Raw genomic sequence first — 12,322 nt, 5'->3', positions numbered from 1 at the left:
CGGGCCCGGTGCGCTCGCTGCCTATCGAACCGCCCAGGCAATCTGCGAGGCGCTGGCCGCGCGCGATCCGGCCAATACCGAGTGGCAGCGCGATCTGTCGATCAGTCACAACAAGATCGGCAACGTGCTGATCGCCCAGGGCGACGGGCCCGGTGCGCTCGCTGCCTATCGAACCGCCCAGGCAATCTGCGAGGCGCTGGCCGCGCGCGATCCGGCCAATACCGAGTGGCAGCGCGATCTGTCGATCAGTCACAACAAGATCGGCAACGTGCTGATCGCCCAGGGCGACGGGCCCGGTGCGCTCGCTGCCTATCGAACCGCCCAGGCAATCTGCGAGGCGCTGGCCGCGCGCGATCCGGCCAATACCGAGTGGCAGCGCGATCTGTCGATCAGTCACAACAAGATCGGCAACGTGCTGATCGCCCAGGGCGACGGGCCCGGTGCGCTCGCTGCCTATCGAACCGCCCAGGCAATCTGCGAGGCGCTGGCCGCGCGCGATCCGGCCAATACCGAGTGGCAGCGCGATCTGTCGGTCAGTCACAACAAGATCGGCGACGTGCTGGTCGCCCAGGGCAACGGGCCTGGTGCGCTCGCCGCCTATCGAACCGCCCAGGCAATCTGCGAGGCGCTGGCCGCGCGCGATCCGGCCAATACTCAGTGGCAGCGCGATCTATCGGTTAGCCACAACCAGATCGGCGACGTGCTGGTCGCCCAGGGCAACGGGCCTGGTGCGCTCGCTGCCTATCGAACGAGCCTGGCAATCTGCGAGGCGCTGGCCGCGCGCGATCCGGCCAATACTCAGTGGCAGCGCGATCTATCGGTTAGCCACAACCAGATCGGCGACGTGCTGGTCGCCCAGGGCAACGGGCCTGGTGCGCTCGCTGCCTATCGAATGGATCTGACGATTGCCGAGGCGCTGGCCGCGCGCGATCCGGCCAATACTCAGTGGCAGCGCGATCTATCGGTTAGCCACGACAAGATCGGCAACGTGCTGATCGCCCAGGGCGACAGGCCCGGTGCGCTCGCTGCCTATCGAACGAGCCTGGCAATCCGCGAGGCGCTGGCCGCGCGCGATCCGGCCAATACCGAGTGGCAGCGCGATCTATCGGTTAGCCACGACAAGATCGGCAACGTGCTGATCGCCCAGGGCGACAGGCCCGGTGCGCTCGCTGCCTATCTAACGAGCCTGGCAATCCGCGAGGCGCTGGCCGCGCGCGATCCGGCCAATACCGAGTGGCAGCGCGATCTGTCGGTTAGCCACAACAAGATCGGCAACGTGCTGATCGCCCAGGGCGACAGGCCCGGTGCGCTCGCTGCCTATCGAACGAGCCTGGCGATTGCTGAGGCGCTGGCCGCGCGCGATCCGGCCAATACCGAGTGGCAGCGCGATCTGTCGGTCAGTCACAACAAGATCGGCGACGTGCTGGTCGCCCAGGGCGACGGGCCCGGTGCGCTCGCTGCCTATCGAACGAGCCTGGCAATCCACGAGGCGCTGGCCGCGCGCGATCCGGCCAATGTGCAATGGCAGACAGATGTTGCTGTGACGTGCCGCCGTCTCGGCATGCTTGATGAAGGGCAGAGCATGAATGTACGGCGCGACTATCTACTGCGCGGACGCGAGGTTTTGCAGAAACTTAAGTCGGCCGGGCGACTGTTGCCCGAACACGACTGGATCAAATGGTTTAACCAGGAACTCGCCAAGTTACCTCCGGGCCAACCATAAAGAACCGGATAAGACAGTTCCTAAGTTCAATGCTTCGGCGCGCTGCCTCACAGACGCAGCGTAATGACTAGTAACCCGTCGATCGCTAGGTCAACGATGCAAAAGGGTACTGGAAAACAATCGACCGTTTTCTTACCGGTTCATTGACGTGCCAAAAGATGGAAAGAAAGTCCTTGCAATGCCGGATTTCTTTCCACTACAATTATTTCCACGTTATTTTTCCAATGCGCCTGCCATGTCCAAGACCTTCCTTTACGCCCGCGTGAGCACGAGCGACCAGACGACGGCCAATCAACTTTTGCAGGCGGAGAAAGCCGGCTATGTGATCGCGCAGCGCCATGTGTACGAAGAGACGATCAGCGGCACGGTCGCAGCGATGGACCGGCCACAGTTCGCCAGGCTGGTCGGCAAGCTGGACGAAGGCGACAAGCTCGTAGTCACGAAGCTCGACCGCCTCGGGCGCAATGCGCGCGACATCGATGCGACGGTCGCCATGTTGCGCGACATGAAAGTCTCCGTGATCGTTCTCGACCTTCCCGTGATGGAGGTCACGAGCGCGGCGGGCGATCTGGTTATGCGCATGTTCGCAGCGTTCGCGCAGTTTGAGCGCGACCAGCTCGTAGAGCGCACGCATGCCGGCCTCGCGCGCGCCAGGGACGAAGGAAAGATCGCGGGGCGCCCGGCCAAGCTGACCGCCACGCAGATCACGGACATCAAAGCGAAGTTGGACGCCGGTGCCACCGCGCGCGGGCTCGCCAAAGAGTACGGTGTGAGCCATCCGACTATCAGCAAAGCGGTGAAGGCTGAAGCCTGAGCAGATCATCCAACGAGAGGTTGTGGCAAATGGATCGGGTCGAGAAAACCGTTTTCATCAGCTACCGCCGCACTAATGAGGCATGGGCACTAGCGATTTCCCAAGATCTCACTCAGCACGGCTACGACGTTTTCATGGACTTCACGAGCCTCCCGAGCGGGGACTTCGCGAGCGTTATCCTCGAAAACATCAGGGCGCGTGCGCACTTTCTAATCTTGCTCACGCCCTCCGCTTTAGAACGCTGTGGCGAGCCGAACGACTGGCTGCGCCGCGAGATCGAGGCCGCTATCGATAATCAACGCAACATCGTGCCACTGATTTTAGAGGGTTTCAGCTTCAACACCCCGACGATAGCCAATCAACTTACGGGCAAGCTTGACGCGCTCAAGCACTACAACGGGTTGACCGTGCCGTCAGGTTATTTCATATATGCCATGAGCCATCTGCGCGAGAAGTTTTTGAACGTGCCGCTGACGGCCGTAATCCATCCCGCCTCTATATTCGCGCAACAGGCCGCCAGAAAGGATCAGGAGGCGGCAGCTACGGCTCCTGCAGTGGGGGAGAAAGAACTTACGGCACAACAATGGTTCGAGCAAGGCTTCAATGCGACGGACCCGGATGAACAGGTGCGCCACTACAGTGAGGCTATCCGTCTTCAGCTCGACTACGCCGACGCCTACATCAACCGAGGCATTGCACGCCAGAACAAAGGCGACCTCGACGGTGCGCTGCGTGACTTTGACGAAGCCATCTGGCTGAAGCCCGACGACGTCCATGCCTACTACAACCGCGGCAATGTGCGTGGGGATAAGGGCGACCTCGACGGCGCATTGCGTGACTATGACGAAGCCATTCGTCTTCAGCCCGACCTCGCCATCACCTACTTCAACCGAGGCATTGCACTCCGGGCCAAAGGCGACCTCGACGGCGCACTGCGTGACTATGACGAAGCCATTCGCCTGCAACCCGACGACGTCCATGCCTACATCAACCGCGGCGTTGTGCGTGCGGGTAAGGGCGACCTCGACGGCGCATTGCGTGACTATGACGAAGCCATTCGTCTTCAGCCCGACCTCGCCATCACCTACTTCAACCGAGGCATTGCACTCCGGGCCAAAGGCGACCTCGACGGCGCACTGCGTGACTATGACGAAGCCATTCGCCTGCAACCCGACGACGTCCATGCCTACATCAACCGCGGCGTTGTGCGTGCGGGTAAGGGCGACCTCGACGGCGCATTGCGTGACTATGACGAAGCCATTCGTCTTCAGCCCGACCTCGCCATCACCTACTTCAACCGAGGCATTGCACTCCGGGCCAAAGGCGACCTCGACGGCGCACTGCGTGACTATGACGAAGCCATCCGGCTGCAACCCGACGACGCCATCGCCTACCACAACCGCGGCGTTGCACGCCGGGCCAAAGGCGACCTCGACGGCGCACTGCGTGACTATGACGAAGCCATCCGGCTGAAGCCCGACTACGTCGCTGCCTACATCAACCGCGGCGTTGCGCGTGGGAGTAAGGGCGACCTCGACGGCGCACTGCGTGACTATGACGAAGCCATCCGGCTGAAGCCCGACGACGTCGATGCCTACATCAACCGCGGCGTTGCGCGTGGGATTAAAGGCGAAAAACAAGCCGCCATTGCAGATTATCAAAGGTACCTTGACCTTGGCGGCGGTGTGCGCGGTGGTGATCAGGCGGAGGTAGAAGAAATCATCCGTTCTCTGCGAAACCCAAAATAACCCAGTCGGTTTTTCTGGGTTAAGTGAGCGCCGCGCACCGACTGCGCGGGGGGCATTGGTGTCGGTGTCGGGCGACAGGCTGACCTTTTTCCATACGTCCATACGTCATGATGGCCGTCCATACGTATGGACGGCGCGTAGGGCCGCATAGAGCTGTTTTTCTTGTCTGTACGTAGGGTGGTATAGGTCGACAGCGTTGAGCGGCGTGACGGGGTTATTTTTGCCGTTTGCGCACCCCTTCAGCGGCCGTTATTCCCCTTGCCGATGAAAGTCGAGTTGTGACTGCTCGGGTGGATCATCATTGCCAAGTGCCGTGCCGGAAATAATCACGTCCTCGTCATGCTCTGCCTGTACGAACGGAATGTGCCGCAGTTGCGCTTTCGGCTGCGTCTTTGTGTGCTCGTCCTGCTCGTCGAAGTTAAGGAGCACCTCGGCGGAGAACGAAGCCCATCGACCGTCCGCGCGAGCCGTCCAAAACACGCCGGAGTTGACGCGGTACACGTTGGCCGTGCCGACCTTCAAAACGTCGATCCATTGCTGCTCGCGCAGCAGCGCCACCGATCGCTTAATCGTGGGCTTGCTGAGTCCTGTGAGCTTCGCCAGTGACTCTTGCGACACCATGACGGCATTCTGCTTGTTCATCGCCTTGACGAGGCTAGTGAGCAGCTTGCGCGCGGCCGGGGATTGGAAGGCTAGCTCGTCGAGTTCATCGAGATACTTCCGGCTGACCTGCACGAAGCCCTGATTGACGGCGCCGCGCTTGAGCTTCGCCAGTTCAGTACGAAGGCGTTCGTTTTCGCGGGAAAGTTGATCCCTATTGGGATCAGTCACCAAGTCCTGTTGGCTCACGAAAAGCTACCTTTGAGATAGTTTTGAGTATCGAGGTATTTTCAATGATCCCAGAGGTATCGTCAATGAGCTTAGGGCTCACGTATAGTGATCCCAATAGGGATCATGTAGGGTGATCCCTTTCAAAATCGCGCTCTGCCAATAGCGATAAGGGTTTCGGCAATTTTTCACCTCTCGGTGCTCTTTATTCTTTTATACGCGCATCGCCCGCATTTAATCTAGGCCCCCAACGGGGGCAGAAACGCGGCTACGCCGCTTGACGGCCCCCGACACCATCGGATGCCACACACGATCGCGCGTGGGCGTGCCACCGCCCGTGTTCGCCAGCGCTTAAAAGCAGTTCGGCATGAACTGGGCCCAGTTCAGGAAATCTCTCTAAAAAAGGCAAGCGAAGCGCGTCAGGCCGTAGGCAAAGCCGCGAGGGTTCCCTGTGCGCGGGATGGGTGCAAGCCCGAATGGGCTTGTGCCCTGCCGTGCATAGGGACGCGGGATAAGCCAAGGCCCTGGTGGAGGTCTATTTTAGATACTAGTAGCTACTAGTATCCTTCCCGTTCGAGCGCCGCAAGGCCATCTTCGAACACCTTCCCAAGCGGCACGCCCTTTCGATCGGCGAGCGCGTAAAACAGCGCGATCGCCTCAGCCGTCGTCTTGATGTTGATCTGCTGATTTCGACCGGTCGCGTTGCGCCGCTTCGGCGCCCTACCCTGCCCTGGTCGCCGGCTCGGAAAATCGTGCTCTGCGGCAATCTGGTCGATCGCCTTGCGGTCGACGGTCGATTCGCGCGTTGGCGGCTTCGGCTTGAACTCATCGGCGAGATTTGTCGGAGCCAGGTCGGCAAACGGATTATTTCGTTCGGTCATGCCGCCCCCTGCTCTGCTGTCGCCGCGTTGCGCCGCAGGGTGTCGAGCACTTCGTTCATAAAGCGCTCTGCATTTTCGATTGCCTTCGGGACATTGGCGACATCGGCTGCGTCGAGCGCTTCGAGCGGCGCCGAAAACGAGAACATGCCGCGGAACGCCTCGCGCTCATTCATTTCTGTGTCGAACATCGGAATGCCTGCCTCGCGCAGCGAGTTCGCGATGTGCGTCATCGTGCGCGTGCGGATCGTCGAGTTCGTGCGCGTGAACAGCACCGCGTGCGGCACGCTTCGGCGCGCCATGCGTTCTTGCTGCGCGATGACCTTGAGCGCCCTGCTCGCTTGATCCGCGTCAAGTTCTGACGGCTGCATGGGGATTATCACGAGGTCAGCTTGACTGACCGCGAGGAGCGCGATTTTATCGGCGGTGCCTTCGAGGTCGACAATCACGAACGGCGTCATCGATGCAGCGACGTCGATCGCGTCAAGAATCGATTCCTCGTCGATGTCGGACACGATCGCAAGATTGTCGGGCTTGCGCCCTCCCTTTCCCCATTTTTTGAGCGGTCTGTTCGGGTCGGCGTCAATCATCGTCACTGCCGCGCCGTGCTTCGCGAGTTGCGTGCCGAGCGTAAGTGATGACGTCGTTTTGCCGACGCCGCCTTTTGGGCTGATGAAAACGATGGTTGGCATGGTCTCTCCGGAGTTTGTCCGGAAGATACCACCTACCATCTGGTAACGGTAGCTACTGCTACTAGGTAGTATCCTTAGTGCGAGACGGTGCGAAACCTGCAAAAAGATTGTTGACGCGCCTCGAAACCACGCTATACTTGGATCGCTTCGGTAAGAAGCGCAAGCGCCCGCCCATCTGACGACCAGAAGGCGGGTTTTTTGGTGCGTTTGTGTGAGTTTTTTAGGATACCAATACTATCTTGGTATGACTCAATACTACACACAAAGTGTGTACCGGTCAAATGCTTTTTGCGGGTAGTTAAATGGAAAAAATTGGACGTGAATTGGGTGCAGCTAGTCTGCCGGCGCTGATGCGCTTGCCGGAAGTCGCCGTTGTCACGCATCGAAGCAAAGGCTCGATTTATCGGGGTGTGCGCGAGGGTACTTTCCCGCGTCCTGTGCGGATCGGCGGGGCGAAAGGGCGCGCGGTGGCTTGGAAGGTCGAGGCCATCCAAGGCTGGCTTAACGCTCTTAAGGTCGCGGAATAAGGAGAATTATGACGACCGAAAACAACAAGGGCCGCAGCTCCTGGAAGAGCGCGACCCCGGATACGACGACCGAACGCAAGTGTATTGGAAACAGCGCCGACGCGCAACGTGCGCGGCTGCTCGCGGCGCTGGAAACGGGGCCGTTGACGACGCTCGAAGCGCGCCGCGACTTGGACATCATGATGCCGGCCGCGCGAGTGCATGAGCTGCGCCATCGGTTCGGAAAGACGATCGTAACGGAGCGCGTTTCCCGCCAGACCGAAGCCGGAAACGACCATGTTATGGCGCTGTATGTCTTGCTGCCTGGCGCGCAAATAGATTTGTTCGATCTGCAAGTCGGGGGTTCGGCATGAGCGCGAAGCTAGGCGGAATGGTAACGGACGATGACGACTCACAGTTCATCGGCGTGCACGTCCTGAAAACGTGGTCTGACACTGAGCTTCGGCGCCGCGCGGTGAGCAAAAGCGGCCGGCTTGGACCGGTGCGGAAGAACCGTTCGCTAGACGTTGCGGCGCGGCATAACTTGAGAGAGTTTCCCGGCGACGGCGCGGGAAAGATCGATCGCGCACGGTCGAACCACAACCGCGTCCTGTTCGGCCCGACGCGCGCCCGCGATGTAGTGTCCCGCGCGCTGCATTTGTGCCAGGCGAACGGCATTGCAGTTCATGCCGGGGCGCTGCTGACAACCAAGGAGCGCGACCGACTAAAGCTGGTTGTTCCAGAGGGGCATGAAGTACTGCGCGCCGATACCGCTCGTGCCTGCGAAGTTGTGATTTCCTTGCCGAGCGACTCGACGATAGATGAGCGCGCGTTCTTCGATGACGCTCTTGAGTGGGCGCGAACGTTTTTCGCTCGATGCGGCACGCTCTTGAGCGCGCTCGTTCATCTCGATCAAGGCCGGCCGCACATGCACATGTTGTATCTCCCGCTACTCGGCTTCGGAAAAATGTCCGGCACTCCCTTTACTGCGCGTGACCGCCTTGTGCTGATGCACGCCAATTTTCATGCGGTGGTGGGCGTCAAGTACGGTCTGGCGGATCGCATCTCGACTCAGGATCGATACCAGAAAACTCTGGAAAGGATGGCTGCTTAGTTATCCACATTCGAGTTACTTAGATGTCGCCAGTGGATAAGGCGGGAATCAGGGGGAAGGTCGAGGGAGTTTTCCCGCGACGACTTCTATCCTGTGATCCTGTCGTTTAGGGCCGTCCTTATCCACAGCAGTGAATGAAGGGGAGGGGCGATAAAAAAGCCCTCTCTCCGAAGCCAAATAATCGCCCGCGAACGGGCACAACAAACGATAAAAGAAACATGACGAAGACCGTAACCGCCGCCGCTCTGGAAAGCGCGAAAACAAAGTTGGCCGAAGCGCAAAAGACCGCTGTCGAGTGCCGCGCGAATCACACGAACGCGCTGAACACCGCCGCCGATCACCGCAACGAAGCCTGCGCACATGCCGACAAGGCGAAAGCCGCGCGTGCTGACTTCTCGAACGCCGTACGCGAAGGCTCCCATCAACAGACGCGCGCCGAGCTTCGCGACCTCATCGCCGATCATGAAGCGCTCGCCGAGCATCACGCGGCTGAGGCGGAACGCATTGCCGAAAGCCTGCCGGAACTTCAGCGCCTTGCTGAAGGCGGTGAGCGCTTTGCGGGCGCCGTCGAGCAGGAAATCGCGCAAGCGGAGTTTCACGACGCGCTCGCCGAGTATCGGGATCGCGTGCTGCCTGAGATTGCTCCGGCGGTTCGTCGACTGCATGCCGCCGCCTGGCGCGTTGACCGGTCGACCGTCAACGGGGCTTGGACAGCGCTGCCGGATCTTGATCCGGGATTGCTGAACGGCGATCGCATTTGGCTCTGAACTGAATAATTCGCCCGCCGCCCTGCAATCCGCTCGGCGGCGAGCGTAACGGGAGATTCGAATGACGAACAGAAGCAAGGTCGAGACGCTCGCACTGAGCGCCGGCGAGTACAGCGCGGCCAGGGCGGCGTTCCTGGCTGGCGCCGAAGCACTCCGAAAGGCGCCCCAGGTCGCAAGCGACGCGCCGGCTGATGCCTCGATCACCACGTCGAGCACGAGCCGCACACCGCCGCCGCACCACGCGAACAGTCGGGGGAACGTTGCCGGTCTGTCCGGCGCGGACTACCAGGCCCGCCGCGCGGAATACCTGGCGAGCACGAAGTGACCGCGGCCGGCATGGTGAACGTAACGCCCGCGATGGTCGAGTTCGTCGCGCGCTACCGGCTTCCGGCAACGGTGCTTGCGGACTTTGACCGCTGGTTCAGACGCGGAAGGGTTTCGGGCGAATGGGCGGCGGTCGTTTGTTACCTACGCGAACCAACAGAAGGGCGCGACGGCGGGGCTGATTGCTGAGACGATGTTGAGTTGGGCGCGGTGCTCTGTGAGCGTAACTGGCCCTTTTCTATTGTGAAAGACTACCTTCCCCACTTGGTTTAATGTCTGGCTATCTGGCCCGAAAGGGGTAGCAAATGATCCGAGTTGAAAAAACCGTTTTCGTCAGCTATCGCCGCACTAATGAAGCATGGGCGCTGGCGATTTCACAAAATCTCACTCAGCATGGCTATGACGTTTTCATGGACTTCACGAGCCTCCCGAGCGGAGACTTCACGAACGTTATTCTCGAAAACATCAGGGCGCGAGCGCACTTTTTAATTTTACTCACGCCGTCAGCGTTAGAGCGCTGTGGCGAACCGAACGATTGGCTGCGCCGCGAGATCGAGGCCGCTATCGATAATCAGCGAAACATTGTCCCGCTGATGTTGGAAGGTTTCAGCTTCGCCACCACGACGATAGCAAGTCAGCTTACGGGCAAGCTCGACGCACTTAAGCGCTACAACGGGCTGAACGTGCCGCCGGGTTATTTCGTTTATGCCATGAGCCATCTGCGCGAGAAGTTCTTGGATGTGCCGCTGACGGCCGTGATTCATCCCGCCTCTATGCTTGCACAACAAGCGGCCAGAAAAGACCAAGAGGCGACATCTATGGCTCTTGCAGTGGAAGAGAATGAACTTGCGGCGCAGCAGTGGGTCGAGCAAGGCGTCACCACGATGGACCTGGCTACAAGGTTGCGTTGCTACAGCGAGGCGATCCGTCTTCAGCCCGATTACTTCAGGGCCTACATTCTGCGCAGCGATGTACTCGAAAAGAAGGGCGACTTCAAAGGCGCGTTGCGCGACTGTGAGGAAGCCATTCGCATACAGCCCGACAATGCCGACGCCTACTTGAACCGCGGCGATATACGAGAAAGTAAGGGCGAGATCGAAGGCGCGCTGCGTGACTATGATGAAGCCATTCGCCTACAGCCCGGCTATGCCGCCGCCTACCTGTGCCGCAGCGTTGCTCTTAATAAAATGGGCGAATACCAAGTCACGAAGGAAGATTCCAAAAGGTACTACGACCTCGCGGCGGCAGATTCCATAAAGTTCATGGCCCTCGGCCACGGTGGGCGAGGCAAGTATACTGATCGGTGAGATTTCGAGCGTTTTCGCGGGCGCCGAAAAGCTACAAGCTTTCCCTTGGCTAAGCCGTTGCTTTGCTCGCCGCTTGAAACGATGCCATGACGCGCGCGCGAGGGGGGCGCATACACAGCGCTTTCATAGAATGGATGAACGCATCATCTCGGCCCACCATACGCGCCGCGGGCAACGTGAAAGAAAGGTCCTAACTATGACGGTTGAAGCTCGACCCACCGATCGCGACCACATTTTCATCAGCTATCGCCGAGACGATGCGCGCGGCGCAAGCGGCCGTCTTTATGACTGGCTGCGTATCGGATTTGGGCGCGAGCGCGTCTTTCGCGACGTGCATAGCATCGGCGTCGGCAAGTGGCGGGAAAAGATCGACGCCGCGCTGGCACGCAGCACCGTCTGCGTAGCCGTGATCGGCCCGCGGTGGGCGAACGTCGACAATCTCCCGCGGCTTCACCACGACCAAGATATGGTTCGGCACGAACTCGTCACCGCACTGGCTAGTGCCGAACTCACGCTGGTTCCCGTGCTGGTCGAAGAGGCCGATCACCCGAAGGCGCTCGACCTGCCCGACGAACTGCGGCCTTTGTTCGAGGTGTGGAACGCCCGACGCGTGACGGAGGATGGCTGGGAGGATGACATCCGCCGCCTGATCGCGGAGATTGCTGACGCTGCCTCGCTGCAAATCGGTGCCGATCTCGACACGCTGCTGAGCGATGCCGGCGCCGCGCAGCAACTCTTGGCGGAGTTGGAGCAGACGCGCCATCTGCAGGCGACCCAAATCGACGCCCTTGGCCGCACCGTGGAAGAGCTCACGCGCAAGCTGGCGGAGGCCTCTGCTAGTGATCGTCCAGGTTTAGTTGCCGCTTTTGCCGCCCTGGCGCAGGGCGACTCGCTGGCCGCCGAAGATGCCTTCGAACGCGAATACGAGGCCCAACGACGTAAGGACGAGCAGGCCCGCCAGACGATGGTAGAAGCCGCGCGCAATGTTGCCAATCTCGCGCTGCTGCACGACCTGACCAAGGCCGTATCTTTCTACCGCAAGGCGTTGGTGATCGAACCGGAACAGGCTGAAACTCTTCGTCTGCTCGGCAATGCTCTGATCAGGCTCGGCGACTTGAGCGGTGCTGAGGAGGCGCTATCCCAGTCACTGAATGTCTCAACCGTTGAGGGCGACTCGTGGGCGGAAATGGCGGCACACATTGGACTGGGCGATGTGTTCCAGGCCAAAGGGGATCTAAGAGCCGCTAATGGGGCTTTCAGGGCGGCGTTACAACTTGCCGAGCAACGTCTCAACATCGATCCGGCCAATACCGAGTGGCAGCGCGAGCTGTCGGTTAGCCACAACAGGATCGGCGACGTGCTGATCGCCCAGGGCGGCGGGCCCGGTGCGCTCGCTGCCTATCGAACCGCCCAGGCAATCTGCGAGGCGCTGGCCGCGCGCGATCCGGCCAATACCGAGTGGCAGCGCGATCTGTCGATCAGTCACAACAAGATCGGCAACGTGCTGATCGCCCAGGGCGACGGGCCCGGTGCGCTCGCTGCCTATCGAACCGCCCAGGCAATCTGCGAGGCGCTGGCCGCGCGCGATCCGGCCAATACCGAGTGGCAGCGCGATCTGTCG

Annotated in this window: 13 protein-coding genes; 10 read left to right on the top strand and 3 right to left on the bottom strand. The window is 60.4% G+C overall.

From position 1 onward, the window contains the following. The 3 genes from AWB66_RS31220 to AWB66_RS31210 all read left to right on the top strand — a co-directional run. The coding region (locus AWB66_RS31220) for a tetratricopeptide repeat protein (protein ID WP_125469860.1) at nucleotides 1-1,723 on the top strand (1,723 nt) is incomplete at its 5' end. Between the two features lie 235 nt (nucleotides 1,724-1,958). Further along, nucleotides 1,959-2,537 (top strand): recombinase family protein, encoded by a 579-nt coding sequence (locus tag AWB66_RS31215; RefSeq protein ID WP_087633865.1) that lies wholly within the window; start codon nucleotides 1,959-1,961, stop codon nucleotides 2,535-2,537. Between the two features lie 29 nt (nucleotides 2,538-2,566). Then, nucleotides 2,567-4,285 carry a toll/interleukin-1 receptor domain-containing protein gene (locus AWB66_RS31210; protein ID WP_087633864.1) on the top strand — a complete coding sequence of 573 codons (1,719 nt, stop codon included), beginning with the start codon at nucleotides 2,567-2,569 and terminating at the stop codon, nucleotides 4,283-4,285. Nucleotides 4,286-4,534: 249 nt separating this feature from the next. Here AWB66_RS31210 and AWB66_RS31205 read toward each other — a convergent pair whose 3' ends face one another. The 3 genes from AWB66_RS31205 to AWB66_RS31195 all read right to left on the bottom strand — a co-directional run bounded on the left by AWB66_RS31205 (nucleotide 4,535) and on the right by AWB66_RS31195 (nucleotide 6,722). After that, nucleotides 4,535-5,134 (bottom strand): helix-turn-helix domain-containing protein, encoded by a 600-nt coding sequence (locus AWB66_RS31205; RefSeq protein ID WP_087633863.1) that lies wholly within the window; start codon nucleotides 5,132-5,134, stop codon nucleotides 4,535-4,537. A gap of 536 nt (nucleotides 5,135-5,670) precedes the next feature. Continuing rightward, a complete protein-coding gene (locus tag AWB66_RS31200) occupies nucleotides 5,671-5,994 on the bottom strand; it encodes a hypothetical protein (protein WP_087633862.1) in 324 nt (107 codons plus the stop codon). After that, entirely contained in the window at nucleotides 5,991-6,722 is a 732-nt protein-coding gene (locus tag AWB66_RS31195) for a ParA family protein (protein ID WP_200819120.1), read from the bottom strand. The genes AWB66_RS31200 and AWB66_RS31195 overlap by 4 nt, the downstream gene beginning before the upstream one ends. A gap of 263 nt (nucleotides 6,723-6,985) precedes the next feature. Between AWB66_RS31195 and AWB66_RS31190 the strand changes: the two genes are divergently transcribed. From AWB66_RS31190 to AWB66_RS33345, 7 genes are all read left to right on the top strand, one after another. Continuing rightward, nucleotides 6,986-7,210, top strand: a complete 225-nt coding sequence (locus AWB66_RS31190; protein ID WP_087633860.1) for a helix-turn-helix transcriptional regulator — start codon at nucleotides 6,986-6,988, stop codon at nucleotides 7,208-7,210. Between the two features lie 8 nt (nucleotides 7,211-7,218). Beyond that, nucleotides 7,219-7,563, top strand: coding sequence for a helix-turn-helix domain-containing protein (locus tag AWB66_RS31185; RefSeq protein ID WP_087633859.1), 345 nt, complete (start codon nucleotides 7,219-7,221; stop codon nucleotides 7,561-7,563). Beyond that, nucleotides 7,560-8,303, top strand: a complete 744-nt coding sequence (locus AWB66_RS31180) for a plasmid recombination protein (protein ID WP_087633858.1) — start codon at nucleotides 7,560-7,562, stop codon at nucleotides 8,301-8,303. Before AWB66_RS31185 ends, AWB66_RS31180 begins: the two co-directional genes overlap by 4 nt. Before the next feature lie 218 nt (nucleotides 8,304-8,521). Further along, nucleotides 8,522-9,070 (top strand): hypothetical protein, encoded by a 549-nt coding sequence (locus AWB66_RS31175; RefSeq protein WP_087633857.1) that lies wholly within the window; start codon nucleotides 8,522-8,524, stop codon nucleotides 9,068-9,070. A gap of 61 nt (nucleotides 9,071-9,131) precedes the next feature. Then, nucleotides 9,132-9,395, top strand: a complete 264-nt coding sequence (locus tag AWB66_RS31170) for a hypothetical protein (protein ID WP_087633856.1) — start codon at nucleotides 9,132-9,134, stop codon at nucleotides 9,393-9,395. A gap of 304 nt (nucleotides 9,396-9,699) precedes the next feature. After that, entirely contained in the window at nucleotides 9,700-10,701 is a 1,002-nt protein-coding gene (locus AWB66_RS31165; RefSeq protein WP_087633855.1) for a toll/interleukin-1 receptor domain-containing protein, read from the top strand. 196 nt (nucleotides 10,702-10,897) lie between these two features. Further along, the coding region (locus AWB66_RS33345; protein ID WP_159462981.1) for a toll/interleukin-1 receptor domain-containing protein at nucleotides 10,898-12,322 on the top strand (1,425 nt) is incomplete at its 3' end.

Source organism: Caballeronia telluris, assembly GCF_001544495.1.
Lineage (GTDB): Bacteria > Pseudomonadota > Gammaproteobacteria > Burkholderiales > Burkholderiaceae > Caballeronia > Caballeronia telluris.
This window is presented reverse-complemented; position numbering and strand designations above follow the sequence as displayed.